14 protein-coding genes and 1 pseudogene are annotated in these 17,120 nt (G+C 47.2%); 2 read left to right on the top strand and 13 right to left on the bottom strand.

Features of this window, described 5'->3' with window-relative positions:
- Positions 1–146: 146 nt before the first annotated feature.
- Positions 147–2,015 (bottom strand): efflux RND transporter periplasmic adaptor subunit, encoded by a 1,869-nt coding sequence (locus tag QUB64_RS29905; protein WP_333277496.1) that lies wholly within the window; start codon positions 2,013–2,015, stop codon positions 147–149.
- Between the two features lie 154 nt (positions 2,016–2,169).
- Positions 2,170–2,355, bottom strand: a complete 186-nt coding sequence (locus tag QUB64_RS29900; protein ID WP_333277494.1) for a hypothetical protein — start codon at positions 2,353–2,355, stop codon at positions 2,170–2,172.
- Between the two features lie 107 nt (positions 2,356–2,462).
- On the opposite strand from QUB64_RS29900, the gene QUB64_RS29895 reads away from it, so the two are divergent.
- A complete protein-coding gene (locus QUB64_RS29895) occupies positions 2,463–2,885 on the top strand; it encodes a hypothetical protein (RefSeq protein ID WP_333277492.1) in 423 nt (140 codons plus the stop codon).
- Here QUB64_RS29895 and QUB64_RS29890 read toward each other — a convergent pair whose 3' ends face one another.
- A complete protein-coding gene (locus tag QUB64_RS29890) occupies positions 2,886–3,896 on the bottom strand; it encodes an ABC transporter permease (RefSeq protein WP_333277489.1) in 1,011 nt (336 codons plus the stop codon).
- Between the two features lie 451 nt (positions 3,897–4,347).
- Between QUB64_RS29890 and QUB64_RS29885 the strand changes: the two genes are divergently transcribed.
- Positions 4,348–6,090, top strand: a complete 1,743-nt coding sequence (locus QUB64_RS29885) for an SBBP repeat-containing protein (RefSeq protein ID WP_333277488.1) — start codon at positions 4,348–4,350, stop codon at positions 6,088–6,090.
- Between the two features lie 215 nt (positions 6,091–6,305).
- On the opposite strand, the gene QUB64_RS29880 is transcribed toward QUB64_RS29885, so the two are convergent.
- The 10 genes and pseudogenes from QUB64_RS29880 to QUB64_RS29835 all read right to left on the bottom strand — a co-directional run.
- Positions 6,306–6,689: a helix-turn-helix domain-containing transcriptional regulator gene (locus QUB64_RS29880; protein WP_333277486.1), complete on the bottom strand. Its 384-nt coding sequence runs from the start codon at positions 6,687–6,689 to the stop codon at positions 6,306–6,308.
- Positions 6,661–7,005, bottom strand: a complete 345-nt coding sequence (locus QUB64_RS29875; protein WP_333277484.1) for a type II toxin-antitoxin system RelE/ParE family toxin — start codon at positions 7,003–7,005, stop codon at positions 6,661–6,663. The genes QUB64_RS29880 and QUB64_RS29875 overlap by 29 nt, the downstream gene beginning before the upstream one ends.
- A gap of 73 nt (positions 7,006–7,078) precedes the next feature.
- Positions 7,079–8,689: an ABC transporter substrate-binding protein gene (locus QUB64_RS29870; protein ID WP_333277482.1), complete on the bottom strand. Its 1,611-nt coding sequence runs from the start codon at positions 8,687–8,689 to the stop codon at positions 7,079–7,081.
- Between the two features lie 324 nt (positions 8,690–9,013).
- Entirely contained in the window at positions 9,014–9,628 is a 615-nt protein-coding gene (locus tag QUB64_RS29865) for a hypothetical protein (RefSeq protein ID WP_333277480.1), read from the bottom strand.
- 336 nt (positions 9,629–9,964) lie between these two features.
- Positions 9,965–11,092, bottom strand: coding sequence for a type II secretion system F family protein (locus QUB64_RS29860; protein ID WP_333277478.1), 1,128 nt, complete (start codon positions 11,090–11,092; stop codon positions 9,965–9,967).
- 97 nt (positions 11,093–11,189) lie between these two features.
- Positions 11,190–12,284 (bottom strand): type IV pilus twitching motility protein PilT, encoded by a 1,095-nt coding sequence (locus QUB64_RS29855; protein WP_333277476.1) that lies wholly within the window; start codon positions 12,282–12,284, stop codon positions 11,190–11,192.
- A 93-nt stretch (positions 12,285–12,377) separates the two neighbouring features.
- Complete coding sequence (locus QUB64_RS29850; protein WP_333277474.1) at positions 12,378–14,387, bottom strand: GspE/PulE family protein; 2,010 nt, start codon at positions 14,385–14,387, stop codon at positions 12,378–12,380.
- Positions 14,388–14,522: 135 nt separating this feature from the next.
- Positions 14,523–15,695, bottom strand: coding sequence for an RNA-guided endonuclease InsQ/TnpB family protein (locus tag QUB64_RS29845; protein ID WP_333277472.1), 1,173 nt, complete (start codon positions 15,693–15,695; stop codon positions 14,523–14,525).
- A gap of 139 nt (positions 15,696–15,834) precedes the next feature.
- Positions 15,835–16,923, bottom strand: coding sequence for an RNA-guided endonuclease InsQ/TnpB family protein (locus QUB64_RS29840; RefSeq protein ID WP_333277470.1), 1,089 nt, complete (start codon positions 16,921–16,923; stop codon positions 15,835–15,837).
- 10 nt (positions 16,924–16,933) lie between these two features.
- Positions 16,934–17,120, bottom strand: a pseudogene (locus tag QUB64_RS29835) (hypothetical protein); the annotation flags it as partial.

The following is a 17,120-nucleotide window of genomic DNA, read 5'->3' as shown; positions in this document are numbered from 1 at the left end:
AGTCCGCACTACAAACCAAAACGGTTCGTAGTGCGGACTTCAGTCCGGAGCGTTTGGCGGACTGAAGTCCGCACTACAAACCAATCTTATTGTGATCAATCCACCGGACATGATATGACCAATGACCAATGACCAATGACCAATGACTACTTTTGATTCTTAATAATATCCTCCAACTTTTTACCAGCAGGAAGTTCAGTAAAAACCCGATCGCCCGCCTTAGCACCCTCTAAAATCTGAATCTTGTTACCAATAGTCGATCCAACCGTCACGGGCTTAAACTTCGGCTGCTGCTTCTCGTCGGGAACCAGCACACCCGTTTGACCCTTATTCGTCACAATGGCCACAGTCGGAACAACCAAAGCATTGCTCAGCTTTTGACCGACAAATTTCAAGTCAACATTCATCCCAGACTGCAAGAAATCCTTGCCCGTGTCAATGGCGACGCGCACTTGAAACAGCGTCACATCCCGCTCTTTCACAGCTTCCGGCGCAATTAACTTAACGCGGCCCTTAAACACTTTATCGGGATAAGCATCAGCCACAATTTCAACCACTTGACCCGGTTTAATTTGACTGATATCTGCCTCCGGGACTTTCGCCAAAACTTCCACATCTCTAGCGAGAGCGACAATCGATGTCGAAGTTGCCGAAGTCGCTTCCGATGCCGAAGTAGCCGGAGTTACAAAAGCTCCTTGAATCGCGTATCTCTGGGTAATAACTCCTGCAAAAGGAGCGCGAACTTTCGTATCTTCTAACTGCACTTCTTGAAAGCGGACTTGAGCCTGAGCTTCGGCTAAATCAGCTTTAGCGGAGGCTATTTCTTCCGGGCGAGCGCCGTTTTCTTGGGCGGCCAATTGACTTTTGGCTTCAGCAACTGCGGCTTCGGCTTTAGCGATTTCTTCTGGACGGTTGCCGTTTTCTGTTTGTGCTAATTTACTTCTAGTTTCAGCAACTTCTGCCTCGGCTTTGGTAATTTCTTCCGATCGCGTGCCGTTTTGCAACTGCTTCAATCCTTGCTGCTCGACTTCCACAGCAGCTTGCAGTTGCTGGATTTGCGACTCCCGACTTTCTTGCAGTTGTTGCAGGCGTGTTTGGGTTTCTGTTACCTTAGCTTGCGCAGTACGATTTTCTTTGATCAGTTCATCCAGTTTATCTTGAGCAAGAGCACCTTCTTGCACTAACGGGCGGTTGCGTTCCACCCGCTGAGCTGCTAGTTCAGCTTGGGCTTTACTCGATTCAATTTGCGTTTGTGCTTGGGCAATTTCTTGTTTGACACTGCCAGTTTGAGCATCTGCTAAACGGGCTTGAGCTTGGGCTAAACGAGCTCGCCCTTGGCTGACTTCTTCGACGCGGCTGCCGGCTTTGAGTTGCTCTAAGCGGGCTTGAGTTTGCTGCAATCGGGCTCTGGCTCCTGCAACTTCTTCTACGCGACTGCCGGCTTTGAGTTGCGCCAGACTAGCCTCGGCTTGCTCTAAACGCGCGCGGGCGCTAGCGATGTCTTCCGATCGATTTCCGGCTTCAATTTTGGCTAGTTTGGCTTGAATGCTGGCTTCGCGGGCTTTGGCTTGAGCGAGTTGAGCTTCTATATCGCGACTTTCCATGCGAGCCACGATTTGTCCTGCTTCCACGCGATCGCCCTGTTCGACAAATAACTCTGCGATCCGGCCGGAGCCTTTGGGGCTGAGATTCACGCGCTGTACGGGTTGCACCGTGCCGCTGGACGTGATCCGCACCGTGAGGTTTTGCGCTTCCACCGGCACTGTCATCGCTGCGATCGCATCTACTTTCGGCTGCGATCGACTTTTTGATATATATAAGGTAGTCGGTACAGCTAGCAACCCGGCTGCCACCAAACCGATCGCCCACCGCGACATCTTCCGCCCGGGTTTTTTAGGGGACTGCTTTTTGGCGGTTTTGTTATCTGCAATTTTAGTCTCTGGGGCCTTGGTGTCTAAAATCTGAGTATCTTCCACCTTGACCTGAGCAGTTTCCTTTTTGGGGCTAACGATCATACCGACTCACCAGCTAATTTAATCTCAGCATTACCTTAAAGGTAAAATTTTTTCTGATGCGCGGCATCGTCTTTCAGACTCATCCGATCGGGTGATTTAAAAAAAGTTCCCCAACCCGCACCTGTAAACAATTATAGCTAATCTTTGCAACTTATTAAAAAATGTTAAGTTTTTTCAGCCTCAAGAGGTGGGCCCAAGCTTCGATCGCCCCAAACTGACTCTCTGGGGAAGCGGGATGGGCCAGCGGGCGATCGGCTTCCACTACGTCGTGGCTTGTCTTGTAGGGCGATCGCACAGTGCGCGCCTCGTAACGACACAGTACGAAGACGCTGACTCTCATAAACCCGTTTGTCGATCGCGGTACCCAAGTCCTGAATATATCTCTAGCCTGTCCCCGCAACAGGTTAAAATATTTTGCAAATCCGTTGAAAATGGAAAAGCCCCAACATGAATCGTCCTCAAAGCGTTACAGTTCTGGCAATCTTACAGTTAATTAGTGGCATCTTCAGTCTGCTTGACGGCTTGTTCATCTTACTTTTTGCAGGCGTTTTGGGCGGTCTCGGCGCGGTTGGATTCGGCGCAAAAGTTGGCACTGTCATCGGCGGCTTCATTGCAATTTTTTCGGCGATCGCTATAATTATCGGAATTGTTTCCCTAGTCTTAGCATGGGGTTTGTTTCAACTAAAAAAATGGGCTTGGACTGGAACATTAATTATCCATGTCATCGCCGTCGTCACGCAAATTGCCAAAATGTTAGGTAGCGCAGGTGCAGCAGTCAATTTTCTATCTCTGGGTTTTGCCATCGCTAGCATTTACTACCTGCTACAGCCGGATGTTAAACAAGCATTTTCTGTAGAAGTTCCCTTCTAATTAACGGTACTGAATTCTCGGATCAAAAAAAGCATAGGAAATATCAACAGCCAGATTGATCAGTACAAAAGTCACAGCAACAAAGATTACTCCTCCTTGGACAATTGGGTAATCCCGCGTCAGGATACCGCTGTAAATCCAGGAACCAATTCCCGGCCACGAGAAAATTGTTTCAGTCAAAATTGCCCCGCCCAAAAGCGTGCCGAACTGCAAACCTATAGTTGTGACGATCGGCAAAAACGCATTTTTCAAAGCGTGTCTCAAAATCACCCAAAATTCCGGCAATCCCTTAGCCCGCGCCGTGCGGATGTAATCTTGCGCCAGCACTTCCAGCATTGCAGCACGAGTAATTCGAGCGATAATCGCCAAGGGGATTGTTCCTAAAGTTAAGGCTGGGAGTATGAGATGGGCGATCGCATCTCCCAAAGCCGCCAAATCCCACCTCAGCAAAGAATCCACAACATAAACACCCGTAATCGACTTAAAACCAAACCCCAAATCTACACTAATTCGCCCGCTAGGAGGCAGCCATTTCAGATAAACAGCAAACAAATAAATCAACATCAATCCCAACCAATAGACTGGTAAAGAGACCCCAATCAAAGAACCGCTCATCGTCAGATTGTCCAGCCAGCTATTTTTCCGAACAGCAGCCAAAATTCCCGCCGGAATTCCGATTAAAAGTGCCACAAACATCGCCGCCGCCGACAGTTCCAAAGTAGCAGGCCAGCGAGTGATAATTTCATCAACAATCGGAATTCCGCTGATAATACTATTTCCTAAATCGAATCGAATCAAACTACTTAAAAAAGCCAAATATTGCCAAGGTAAAGGCTGATTCAAGCCCAACCTCGCCCTCAAAATTTCCACCTGTTCGGGAGTTCCGCGTTCTCCCAAAAGCACAGTCGCCGGATCTCCGGGTATCAAATGCAAAAACATAAATACCAGCAGTGTGATTCCCAACAGGACTGGCAATATTCCCAGTAAACGTTTAACAATATATTGAAACATCAGTTTAGTGAAGTTTTTTCAGCAATCAACAAAAGTAAATTTATGTAAAGTATGGGAACTAAAGAAAAGAAATTTTTATCAAGAGCGACATACTTACGCACATACTTACGCAGAACTTAGGCTGGTGTAAGATTTATTTTATTTTGGGGTAAATCTTGCAGGCGATCGCACCAGACAAAAACGAGCCATCGCACATTTAACCGGAATCTACGCATTTTGTGACATAAATTAATTTGTGAGGTTTATTATGCCTTCCTCAATAATATCAGCACGCGCGATCGCAGGTGCCGTTGCAGGTACAATCCCTGAAACCACACTAACTATTGGAAAACCAGCGCCTGACTTTGATTGGCTCAAGTAATTCGGTACACCCAACTACGATCGCTTCAAGAGTGCAGCACTTGACAGTGCAGGCAATGTCTATCTGACAGGACACACCTATCTCCCTTTTTTGGGTGGCACCAATCCAAGTACAAATCCCTGGGTAGCCAAATATGACAGCAGTGGCAGTCAATTGTTCCTCAAGCAGTTAGGGAATGGCACTAATAACTCTGTCAGCGAAGTGACAGTGGATAGTGCTGGCAATGTTTACCTGACAGGAAGCATTGCTACGGTTTCACCGCTTGGTTTCGACCAAGGCGACGCTTGGGTAGCTAAGTATGACAGCACTGGCAGCCAGTTGTGGCTCAAGCAGTTCGCCTTCGGAAACTTTAATGACGATCCCTCAGGCATAGCTGTCGATAGCGTCGGCAATGTCTACCTGACAGGAACAAGTGGCTATACAACTTCAGGTGATGCTGGAGGCCCCAAAAGCGCCTGGGTAGCCAAGTATGACGACAGCGGCAACCAGTTGTGGTTGAAGGGTGTCAATTCTGAGAACCGCGACATCTCCGATGGCATAAAAGTGGACAACAGTGGCAATGTCTACCTGACGGGCACAAGCTATAACTTTTCACAAGGCTATCCACCAGAGTTTAAAACCCGGGCAGCCAAGTATGACAGCAATGGCAATCAGTTATGGCTAAAGCAATTGGGGGCTGCTGACTTTGACAACCGAGCAACAATATTCCTCTCAGACTTAGCAGTTGATAGTGCTGGCAATCTCTACCTCATGGGAGGAACCAACGGCGCTTTGGGAGGCCCCAATGCAGGCGATCGAGATATTTGGGCGACTAAGTACGACAACAATGGCAATCTGTTGTGGCTAAAGCAATTCGGGACTGCGGGCTCAGACTCTCCCTCAAAGTTAGCACTCGATAGCGCTGGCAATCTCTATCTCACGGGAAAAACCAACGGCGCTTTGGGAAGCCCCAATGCAGGGGGTGAAGATATTTGGGTTGCTAAACTCGGCACAATCACGGAGGTAGTCACACCAACTCCTACGACAACACCAACACCGATACTAATCTCGACACCTACTCCCACAACAACACCAAAGCCATCTGTCACTCCAACTCCTACGACAACACCAACACCAACACCAACTCCTACGACAACACCAACACCAACACCAACACCAACTCCTACGACAACACCAACACCAACTGTCGCCCCAACGCCCACTCCGACATCAACTCCGACACCATCACCCGCACCGACACCAACGCAGCCCAACTCTTCTCCAATTATCGGTACTGATGGCGACGATATCCTTGCAGGCGATCGCAGCAACGATACCATCAGTGGTAAACAGGGAAATGATACCCTCGGCGGTCTTGATGGTAACGATCAGATGTATGGTCATCAAGGTAATGATTGTCTCGAAGGTAGCAACGGCGATGATACCCTTTACGGTGGCAAGGGCAATGATACTTTGCTTGGGGGTAACGGTGAGGATGTTTTATTTGGCGATCGCGGTTTTGACAGTCTCATTGGCGGTGAAGGGAATGATACTCTCTACGGCGGTAAGGGAAATGATACCCTATTTGGCAGCTTGGGAAATGATTGTTTGATTGGAGGTTTGGGGAGCGATCGATTCCTCTTAGGACTTGATGTCGGAACGGATACTATTTTAGACTTTGAAGACGACAAAGATTTGCTAAAACTTGTTAGCGGTATCACCTTCTCTCAATTAGCTATTACTGAAAGTAACGGTGCAACTTTCATCCGGTTTGTCCCAACAGGAGAAATTTTGGTATCTTTGAGCGGGATATCGGCGAGTCAAATTAATGCTGCCGACTTCACTTTTATCTAAAAAAACTGACTCAGCAGCCCGGTTAATATGGAAGCCTTTTTTCTTCCCGATGAGGGTTGAGGAGAGGTGTATCGATCTAATTTATCAATTTTTACTCACATCCTCAAAAGACTCCGAACCCAAAGGACTCGGAATCCAACCTTGAATATTCTTGCGTTTCCCTAAAAGCGGCTGCGAATGTACGATCGCAATAAAAAGCTACAATCAGCTATAAATTAGCTGGTTCCGGGGCTCGTTCTGATTCCCCAATCTTCGTTCGTTGATTCCGAGTCAGCGCGCAACTCACTATTTTCGACACTAATTGCTAGTTTAAATCCTAACGCTTCCAGCAATTCTACAAAGCAGTAAATTTCCGAACCTGCACTTGCTGTCAACATCTTGTCGAATTTTTCCCATTGAAGTTGAGCTGATTCTGATAAATTGTGGAACTTGAGCCGAGAATCTACAATATCTTTTAGTACCATCTGAAGCAATTTAGGTTCATCGCTTGCTTCTGTCAATGTCACCTCGATATAACCTGCTGCTTCTTGGGCATTTCTCAGGGATTCAATCAGAAATTCTTGGTAACTCCTACTCGTTGCTGCTTTCACGTTTTTCATAATCTCTCCAATATTGAATAGCTTGGCTAATATCTCGTTCTTGAGTGCTTTTATCTCCGCCTATTAGTAGAATTATAATTGTCAGCCCGACTTGTCCAAAGTAAAGCCGATACCCAGGGCCAAAGTCAATTTTGAGTTCAAAAACTCCTTCTCCGACAGACTTACAATCTCCTAGATTACCAGTCATGACTCGCTTAAGCCTTAACCGAATCTTGTTTTTGCCTGTGGTATCCCGGAGCGACTTATACCAATCTTCAAAAGGAGCTGTTCCATCTGCTCTCAGGTAGTTGCGAATTTCCCTTGGTTGTACTTCCATAATTTTATCACACTCGATCGGCAATTTCTATAGTAGGGCGATCGGCAGTACATTTAGCACGAAAATCACTTTTTTAAGACTTACTCACATCCTCAAAAGACTCCGAACCCAAAGGACTCGGAATCCAACCTTGAATATTCTTGCGTTTCCCTAAAAGCGGCTGCGAATGTACGATCGGCAAACGCACAGCCTCCCCATGCAAAATCTCGTTAACTTCCGCATAAATTTTCGCCCTAGCTGCTTTATCCCCACTCGCCCTCCCTCGATCCAAAAGTTCCAAAACCTTCGGATTTTTCCAATTTCCCAAATCCGCCGTCGAACCAGGCCCGAAGTGAGGATAATAAAAATTGTCAGGATCGCCATAATCCCCAGTCCAACCCATCATAAAAGCTTGAAATCCGGGAGGTTTTAGTCGATCGGCTAAATAAGCAGACCAATCCTTTGTCAGCAATTTTACCCGAATCCCGATCGCGCTCAAATCCGCCGCAAAAGCCTCAGCAATCGGCTTCGGCGTGGGAAAATAGGGACGGCTGACGGGCATATACCACAAATCCAAATCAAAACCGTTAGGATAACCGGCCTTCGCCAGCATTGCTTTAGCTTGCTGCGGGTTAAATTCGTAATCTTTAACTTTGTCAGACTCGGCCCAATTCAGCGACGGCGGGATAAATTGCGAGTCATGTTTGCCAAGTTCTCCCCAGAAAGCCTTGACTATAGCTTGTTTGTTGATTGTTTGGGCGATCGCCCGCCGCACCTCCGATTTAGCCAAAGGTGCATAACTCGGATTTAAGGCTAAATAACCCACATTAAAAGAAGGCCGCACCACAGCTTCTAAATTAGCATCCGCCTGCACCTCTTTCAATTGATCCGGCGTTAAATCTACACTAAAATCAAGTTGACCAGCCCTCAATTGAGCGAGTCTCGCCGCCGGATCGTCCACAAAACGCAGTACCAATTGATTGACTTTCGGCGTTCCCGCTTTCCAATAATTCGGATTTTTCTCTAAGATAATGCGCTCGCCCGATCGCCATTCCTTAAATACAAAAGGCCCCGTACCCACCGCCAGCGACCCCGGAGTGCCGTATTTAGCCCCCGCTTTTTTCACCGCCGCCGGACTCGCGATCCCAAAATAACCCGACCCAATCGCCGCCGGAAAGGCCGCAAAAGGCCGATTTAAGACAAACCTAACCGTAGACTTATCAACAACCGCCACATCCTTGACCAGGGAATCTTTATCGCCCTTAAATCCAGCAAAAAAGTCCTTCCAAATCTGATAATTTTTGCCAGAATCTCGATAACCGTGAGGATTTTTGGCATCCCACCAGCGATCGACATTAAACTTGACAGCATCCGCATCAAAATCCGTCCCATCGTGAAACTTCACCCCGGATCGCAACTTAAAAGTCCAAGTTTTGCCATCTGTCGAACTCGACCATTTAGTAGCCAGACTCGGTTCCAGTTCTACGGTTCCCGGTTTAAAATCAGTCAAGCGATTGTAGATTTGGTCGATCGCAATCACCGAATTACCATCAGTAACATTTCCCGGTTCCAGATTCACCGGTGGGCCGCCCGCACCGTAGACTAAAGCCCCCGCTGGAACCGCAGCAGGAGTTGTCGCAGTTGGAGAATTATTATTGTTAACTGTGTTTGAATTAGTGCTGCAATTGGATAGAATTACAGCCATCCCAAAAACGAGACCTAATAAAACTAAACGCCATGATTTTAACAGCCGCATCCTAATCATTCCTGTTTAATAAAAAATTGTACCAATCTAATAAACTAATAATTTTCTCTTACTCTCGCCTCTGATTCCTCTGCGTTCTCTGCGGTTCATTTTAAAAATTATCTCTGAAAATCAAATTGAATTAATACAATAGAACAAACCAATGACCACCCTTCGACTTCGCGAGCGGGTAAAATGACCAATGACCACCCTTCGACTTCGCGAGCGGGTAAAATGACCAATGACCATTAAAAGACAGACCTGTTTATCGATCGCACCACCAGCCTACAACTCATAACTCTCTTCACCCCTACTCCCCAATTCTCCCCCACCCAGAAACTCTCCATCCTCTGATTCCTCAACCGCAGAGTCAAAACTTTCAACCACAAACGGCAAACCCGCCGCCATCAAACCGCGCTGAATGCGATCGCTAGTTTCCTCAAACAAAACAAATAGCGGATGAACCGCCTCAGCTTCATCGCTGAAAATATGCCTGTAGCGGTACGGCATCACCCACTCATAACCCTTATCCAGCCAAACCTGAGACTGGCGCCAGCGGCCCAACAATGCAGAAAAATCCTCGCCCGGGCGATGAATGAAAATCAAAATTTCCACCCCTATTTTAACTTTCCACTCTGGATCGCACATCAAAATCGCCAAATCGCAGGGCAAACAAACTGCCTGGCCGGGCGATATGCTAGTCCCCCCGCTTCCGGCATAAGACACGCCCTCCCGCAGCCGCGCAATGGGCAAAGGAATGCTAATTAAACTTTCGTTAGCGCGGCGGATACTCGGAATCATCTCCATATACAGCCGATATTTTTTCAGCAGGGCGATCGCCGCCGAAAATTCGCTGTACTCTGCTAGTAAGGCTTCGTAATGTGATTGTTTGACAGACATTTTAAATCAATTAATACTTAATTAGTCAGTAGTCAGTTTTCATTGGTCAGTTTTCATTGGTCAGTAGTCCATAGTCATTGGTCATTGGTCATTAATTATTGGCAACTTGTAATTGGCAATTTGTAATTTGTAATTGGCAATTGGCAATTAGTCATTAGTTGGAAACAACTGGTCATTGGTTATTCAAAGATTAGCCAAGACCCTATCACTGACTGAACAGTATTAACAACTCAAACAAAGCCAATGACAACTGTCAAATAACAACTGTCAACTGACAACTGTCAAATAACAACTGTCAACTGACAACTGACAACTGTCAACTGTCAATTGACTTTTTTACAGCTTCTGAAACACTGCGAACATCGGCAGGTACATCGACAGCAAAATCGAACCGACGATACCACCGACGACAACAATCATCAGAGGTTCTAGCATACTGGTAAGCCCTTTCACAGCTTCTTCAACTTCGGTTTCGTAGAAAGCACCAACTTTCATCAGCATCTTGTCAAGTTCCCCAGTTTCCTCACCAATTGCCATCATTTGAATAGCCAAAGACGGAAAAACAGCTTGTTCCTGCAAAGCAATACTGATCATACCGCCGCTTTGAATTTCCTGTCTCGCATATTCGATCGCATTCGATATCGCCTGATTCCCCGCCACATCTCGCACAATTTCCAAAGAATTGAGAATGGGTACGCCCGATCGCGTCAGCGAGCCAAAGATGACGCAAAACCTCGCCACCGCCGATTTTTCGATCAAATCTCCAAAAATCGGCAACTTCATCGCAATCCGATCGATTTGCAGGTGGCCCATTGGAGTTTTGTAGTACATATCGAAGGCAAATTTTAGCGCTATAATCACTCCAATAACTGTCAGTTGCTGGATCGGAGGCCAAGCCGTACAAAACGCGCTAATTCCCAGCATAAACACCGTAAAAGCAGGCAAATCTGCGCCAATATCCTTAAAGATTTTCGCGAAAGTTGGCAGCAAGAATATGGTCATTGCGAAAAAAATTACGATCGCGATAAAGAAAACAGTCTTCGGATAAGACATCGCCGAATTAATTTCAGCCTCCGTCTTGTGATTTTTTTCCATCATCAGCGCCAGACGGTCTAGAGTTTCATCTAGCACACCGCCGACCTCTCCCGCCGCCACCATACTGATAAACAGTTGGTCAAAAACATCAGGAAACTTCGCCATCGCCTCTGCCAAGTTTATCCCCTCCTGCACGTCAGCATTCATGCTCCTGAGCGCTCGTTTCAACTTAGCATTAGAGCACTGCTCGTGCAGCACGGAAAGGCATCTCACGATCGCCACCCCTGCATTAAACATAGCGGCAAACTGACGAGCAAAAATAGCCATATCCTTAACAGTAAGACTGGTAAGGTTATACTCTATTTGCTCCTGAATCGCACTGAAATCAAAGCCACCTTTCGGTTTTTGACGGACTACGTTGGTAGCCATAGATTGCCTCTGCAAATTTATTAAAAGTTAGTTGTCATCAGTCATCAGTCATCAGTCATCAGTTCTTTTGGCAGACTCCTGACTAATGACTGCTGAATTAATGAGTCTTTTGCTTTTCGCCAACAGGTGCCGGGCCGATCAAGCGTTCGAGTTCGTCAGCCTTAGAAGCCTTGGCCATTGCCGATTCCCAAGTGACTTTACCGCTCTTGTAAAGTTCAGCGAGGGCCATTTCCATCGTCCTCATACCCAACTTCGCCCCCATTTGGATTTGGGAGTAAATCATTGGAGTTTTCCCCTCCCGGATCAAGTTAGCCATAGCTGGAGTATTCACCATGATTTCCATAGCGCAGCAGCGGCCGCCCCCAACTTTCACCACCAAATTTTGGCTGCAAATTCCCACCAAAGAGTTAGACACCTGAGCGCGAACCTGGGGTTGTTGAATTGGCGGGAACACGTCCAAAATCCGATCGATCGTTGCAGCCGCCGAATTAGTGTGCAGCGTTCCCATCACCATGTGACCCGTTTCCGCCGCCGAAATTGCCAGACCGATCGTTTCCAAGTCCCGCATTTCCCCCACCAGAATCACATCAGGATCTTCCCGCAGGGCTGCTTTCAGCGCATTAGCAAAGCTCTTAGTATCTTCGCCCTTTTGGCGTTGGTGAAACAAACTCTTGATATTAGGAAATACGTATTCGATCGGGTCTTCAACCGTCAGAATGTGTTCTGCCCGCGTCCGGTTGACCAAATCCAACAAAGCCGCCATCGTCGTAGTTTTCCCCGAACCCGTTTGTCCCGTCACCAACAGCATACCCCTGGGTCTTTCCGTCAAGTCTCGCAAAATCTGCGGCACGCCTAAAGCATCTGCATTAGGAATCTTAGAAGCCAGAGCCCGCATACAAGCAGCCCAAGCACCCCGTTCACGGTACACATTCACCCGGAATCGAGCCAATCCCTTTACCCCGTAGGCGCAGTCTAGTTCCCACTCCATTTCCAACTGCTTGCGCTGCATATTGTTGAGCATTTGGAAAATCAGGATCTGCACTTCCTCAGCAGACAGAATGTCGCCGTATTGCGACTGAGGAGTTAGTTTCCCGCTGACGCGGAAGAAGATAGGCGCGCTTGCTTGGATGTGTATGTCGGAACCCCCTTGCTCTACCAGGGACTCCAGTACGTCTTCAATCATCAGACCCATAGATAGCTCTCCTCGATCGAGTTAATAGTTATTGACCAATTTAGCTCAGTTAACAGTTAACAGTTGACTGTTTGTTAACTGTTAACTGCCCAATCAATCCACAAAGCGAGGGGTCAAGCAGTAAGGACAATCCAGCATCTCCGGCTTCAATTCCGCGCGACAACTTTTGCAAGTAAGTCCCTGTTTGCGTTTGGCTTTGAGTTCCGCCTCCAGGCCCGAGTCAGTAAACGTCACCCGCTCGACTTCCTCAAAGGTAGTCGCGCCTTCTCGCACCAACTGCAAGCTGTAAGCCAACAAGGTTTTCATCCCTTCTTCTACCGCTGCTTCCTTAAGTTGCTCTGTGGGAGCACCTTGAGTGATCAGAGTTTGCAGGCGCTCAGTATTTTTCAGGAATTCGTAAACCCCTACCCGTCCTTTGTAGCCCAAGCCACCGCACTTCCGACAAAGTTGCTCGCGTTCTGCGAGTTCCTTCCTTTCCTCCACCGGTATGGTGTTGGCTTTGTTAACAGTCAGATCGATTTCTTGAGAAGCCGACAGACCGTAGCGACCGAGTTCTTGAGCAGTAGGCTGGTAAGGAATGCAGCATTTGTCGCAAACGCGCCGCATCAGACGCTGAGCTAACACGCCCAACAGAGCGGCCGAAACCATGAACGGTTCTACGCCCATTTCGTCCAAACGCGCGATCGCCCCAGCCGCGTCATTCGTGTGCAGTGTGGTCAGCACTAAGTGTCCCGTCAAAGCAGCTTCGAGAGCTGTTTTCGCTGTTTCCCTGTCCCGCGTTTCCCCTACCAGAATCACGTCAGGATCTTGCCGCAAAAACGCCCGCAGCAGGTTGGAAAAACTTAAGTCTTTTTCCCGAATTACTTGACATTGGGTAATTCCTGGCAAAGCATATTCGATCGGGTCTTCCGCCGTACTGATATTAACCCCCGGATCGTTCCGTTCCGCCAAAATCGAGTACAGAGAAGTTGACTTACCCGAACCCGTCGGCCCCGTCACCAAAATCAGTCCGAAGGGACGGCTAGCAGTCTCTCGCACCAAAGCCAGAGTTTCTCGATCCGAAATCAACAAACCCAAACCCAACTGAGTGCTCGAACTGTCCAAAATCCGCAGCACGATTTTTTCGCCGTACCGCGAAGGTAAGCTATTCACCCGGAAATCCACCGTGCGCCCCTCAAACACCCGGCGGATACGGCCATCTTGAGCTTGTCGGCGTTCGGCAATATCGAGGTTGGCAATAATCTTGAAACGAGCCGTAATCGATTGCACTACCTGTTTCGGAAACCGGAAATACTCTTGCAGCACCCCGTCTTTTCGCATCCGTATCCGCATGAACTCTTCTTGAGGTTCTACGTGGATGTCAGACACCTTTTCCGACAAAGCTTTAGCCAAAATGATGTTGACTGCCTTAATGACTGGAGCCGCCTCAGCATCGTCTATGGTGTTAGCTAAGTCTTCTTGGTCGGAACTCACCTCTTCCAGCGAGAGTTCGCCAAAATCTCCCTCTCCTAGCTCTAGCTTTCTCTGCTTTTCGGCTTCTGCTATTTTGGCTGCTACCTTAACTTGGTCGTCTTGATAGGACGAAGTTATGTCCTGATAGTCGTCTGGCGTAATCACCCGTCGCTGCAAAGTTAAGCCGTGAGGCTGTAAAATCCGCCGCAAATCTTCTATGGCGTTGAGGTTGTCGGGATCTACCATTGCTACTAAAACCGCCGCAGGCTCAGTTTCAGTCTTCGCTACAGGTAAAAACCGACCTTGGTGACAAATGTCGATCGAAATCTTCAGCCGATCGAGCATAACTCCGAGTTGCTCGTTCGACATTTCGCTCATCTCCGGGTCATACGCTTCCACCCCGTAGACTATCTTCCGTTCAAACATCTGCTGCTTCTTGTAAAGCCGCAGCAATTCTGGCGGCAACGGCTGCCCGGTAAGTGCTTCTAATACCTCCGTCAACCGCTTACCCGACTTCCGGCTTTCAATTTGAGCTTGCTTCAGTTGGTCGCCATTGACGTAACCCGACTGAATCATCTTGTTGAGAGCCGGAGTAAAAGTGCTCACAGCAACTAGCGATGTGGAGCGAAACCCCTGGGATGTGTTAGTCATAAAAAACACTCATTCTTGTGGGAAACTCAGTCACAAAGAGTGCTGAGAGGAAAACCAACGCGGGGTTTTAACCCCCGTATGCTTAGCTTGTGGTTGACATCCTCACCGGGAATTGAGCCACGGTGATTCCAAGAATCACTTCTTAGACCTTTCTGCTTCTATGCAACTGCCATTAGACTTATGCCTATCTGGTCTGACGTTCGCTCCACAGACTAAAACGGCAAGCCCTGCCGCCAAAATGTTTCTAGCCGCATTCACATCTCGGTCATGGTTAGCGCCACATTTAGGGCAACTCCATTCCCGGATATTTACAGGCAACTTTTCAACAATGTGACCACAACTGCCACATCGCTTAGAACTCGGAAACCATCGTTCAATCTTGATTAAAGTCCGACCATACCAGCCACACTTATACTCAAGTTGCCTGACTATTTCACCCCAACTAGCATCACTGATAGAAAGGGATAGTTTCCGGTTCTCGATCGGATTCTTCACGGCTAAGTTCTCAACGGCAATGGTTTGGTTTTCGCGCACCAATCGAGTCGTTAACTTGTGAATGAAATCTTTTCTAGCATCACTAATTTCTGCATGAACTTTAGCGACCTTGCTTCGAGCTTTGTGTCGGTTATTAGAACCTTTTTGCTTGCGACTCAAGGCTTTCTGTGCCTTGCGTAACTTGCGGCGTTTTGCTTTGATTTTTTTGGGGTTAACTATCTTTTCACCTGTACTCAAGGCGACCAGGCTATGAATCCCCAAGTCAACCCCAATCTGGTCAGGAGATTTAGGTAATTGTTCAATTTCCACATCAACCAACAAAGAAACAGTCCAACGACCTGAAGGCGATAGCTTTACTGTGATGGTAGAAGGTTCAGCCCCTTTTGGCAGTTCCCTACTCCAGCGAATGTCCAAGGGTTCAGTACATTTAGCCAAGTAAACTTGACCATCTTTGAACTTGAAAGCAGACTTCGTAAATTCAGCATTGCCGCCTTGATGCTTCTTCTTGAAGTTGGGGTATTTTGTCCTTCCTTCAAAAAAGTTAGAAAATGCCTTTTGGAGATGCCTCAATCCTTGCTGTAATGGCACACAGCTAACTTCGTTAAGAAATTGCAAGTCTGCTTGTTTTTTCCACTGGGTTAGCATTGTTGAAGTTTCTGCGTACCCAACCCGTTCTTGTCGTTCATACCAAGCCTCTGTCCTTGCGGCAAGGGCGCGATTATAAACTAGACGAGTGCATCCCATCGTTCTCCTTAGCAATGTTTCTTGCTCAGGACGTGGATAGAATCGGTACTTGAAGGCTTTCTGCGTCATCCTTACATTATAGCAGATAATCTGTGAGATGTGTTAATCTAATATAAAGCCGTCGAGCGAAGGACGGGGTTTCAGACCCAATTTTTCGATGAGCGATCTTGATTGGATGGCTCAATCCCTATTTGTAAAGTGTAAGCTCCTAGTCCCCTGATTCATTTACGCGCTCACATTTCTCTACATAGCTGTGCAATGCTGGAGATGTAACGATAGCAATCCCGTCATTGCTGACAGAACAGGTCGAATCCGACAAAGCACGTAACAATATATTACGTGCGCCGTTCAAATCTCGTTCAATTACCGTTTGGCAATTAGGACATTTGAACACTTTAGAACCACCAAGCTTTCGATGGATGTGACCACAATTTCCACAAGTCTTAGACGTATAAGCTTCAGATACATCAACGACAATCGAGCCATTTTTATCAGCTTGATGTTTGATGATTTGCTTGAAGCGAGCCGGCGCCCATGTCAACATCTGACGTACTGACTTCTTATTGATCTTCCCCTTGGCACGTTTGACCATTTGAGATGTTTCAAATGTTGGCAGAAAGACAACTTGATAATTCGTGGTTAGAAAATGTGCAGCTTTTTTAGGAAGCTCATCAACAAGATTTTGAATCTTGTTGATGATTCTGACCGCAGCTTTTCTCATCGCTCTTCTTTGCTTGGCAGAAACTTTAGTCATTTTTCCAATTAACTCCTCAAGATCTTGACCTAAGCGGGTGATTCTTCCGATATCTCCACTACCAATTTCAATCACTTCTGGCGAGTCATAGCCTGTCAGAAATGTCCGAATACCAGGAGCTAATGCGATTGCGGAGTTGGCTCCCGATGGTTTTGAGTCGTATTCTTCGGGGAAAATAGCGAACCAATTGCCGCGATGCAAAACTAGCTGAGTAGCGTATTTACAAGATACTGGAATAGGTTCAGAAGCAGTGAACTTTAATCCTTTAACTCTTGACTTGAACCACATCCCATCTCGGAAGTTGGAATCATTAAATTTCACCGTAGAGCGAGGATTGCGAATGCTTCGATACTTGGCGTCACGACTAGCATAATCTGCTCGGTGAGCATCAAAAATAGCATTTTGCCTGACATGACATCGTGTATTTTTCACCCACTCCGGTAAATCTGATTGCATAATTTTGTTACGCAACTTGAGCTTACCTAGACGATTTTGCTTTGGTTGAGATCTCGCCTGATTGTAGCAAGATCGCGCTGCTGCCATCCACGTCTTCCAAATCAGGGCTAGTGCTGGCTCTGGGTAAATTTGGATCTTCCTTGATTTGAGTTTTATATTTTCTAAGCCCGTAGAGTCGGCCGGAAAAGACGTGAACAATGGCCAGGATGTCGGGTAAGGAGGCATATGTCACCATATCCCCCTCCCCTAAGAACCGTACTTGACACTTTCGCGTCATACGGCTC

Source organism: Microcoleus sp. Aus8_D2 (assembly GCF_036702665.1).
GTDB lineage: Bacteria > Cyanobacteriota > Cyanobacteriia > Cyanobacteriales > Microcoleaceae > Microcoleus.
Note: the sequence above shows the minus strand (reverse complement) of the source record. Positions and strands in the feature narration are given on the sequence as shown.

What these genes read in the sequence shown, in the direction of transcription:
- QUB64_RS29905 (WP_333277496.1), bottom strand. Translation starts at nt 2,015, where the DNA reads ATGATCGTTAGCCCCAAAAAGGAAACTGCTCAGGTCAAGGTGGAAGAT.
- QUB64_RS29900 (WP_333277494.1), bottom strand. Translation starts at nt 2,355, where the DNA reads ATGAGAGTCAGCGTCTTCGTACTGTGTCGTTACGAGGCGCGCACTGTG.
- QUB64_RS29895 (WP_333277492.1), top strand. Translation starts at nt 2,463, where the DNA reads ATGAATCGTCCTCAAAGCGTTACAGTTCTGGCAATCTTACAGTTAATT.
- QUB64_RS29890 (WP_333277489.1), bottom strand. Translation starts at nt 3,896, where the DNA reads ATGTTTCAATATATTGTTAAACGTTTACTGGGAATATTGCCAGTCCTG.
- QUB64_RS29880 (WP_333277486.1), bottom strand. Translation starts at nt 6,689, where the DNA reads ATGAAAAACGTGAAAGCAGCAACGAGTAGGAGTTACCAAGAATTTCTG.
- QUB64_RS29875 (WP_333277484.1), bottom strand. Translation starts at nt 7,005, where the DNA reads ATGGAAGTACAACCAAGGGAAATTCGCAACTACCTGAGAGCAGATGGA.
- QUB64_RS29870 (WP_333277482.1), bottom strand. Translation starts at nt 8,689, where the DNA reads ATGGCTGTAATTCTATCCAATTGCAGCACTAATTCAAACACAGTTAAC.
- QUB64_RS29865 (WP_333277480.1), bottom strand. Translation starts at nt 9,628, where the DNA reads ATGTCTGTCAAACAATCACATTACGAAGCCTTACTAGCAGAGTACAGC.
- QUB64_RS29860 (WP_333277478.1), bottom strand. Translation starts at nt 11,092, where the DNA reads ATGGCTACCAACGTAGTCCGTCAAAAACCGAAAGGTGGCTTTGATTTC.
- QUB64_RS29855 (WP_333277476.1), bottom strand. Translation starts at nt 12,284, where the DNA reads ATGGGTCTGATGATTGAAGACGTACTGGAGTCCCTGGTAGAGCAAGGG.
- QUB64_RS29850 (WP_333277474.1), bottom strand. Translation starts at nt 14,387, where the DNA reads ATGACTAACACATCCCAGGGGTTTCGCTCCACATCGCTAGTTGCTGTG.
- QUB64_RS29845 (WP_333277472.1), bottom strand. Translation starts at nt 15,695, where the DNA reads ATGACGCAGAAAGCCTTCAAGTACCGATTCTATCCACGTCCTGAGCAA.
- QUB64_RS29840 (WP_333277470.1), bottom strand. Translation starts at nt 16,923, where the DNA reads ATGGCAGCAGCGCGATCTTGCTACAATCAGGCGAGATCTCAACCAAAG.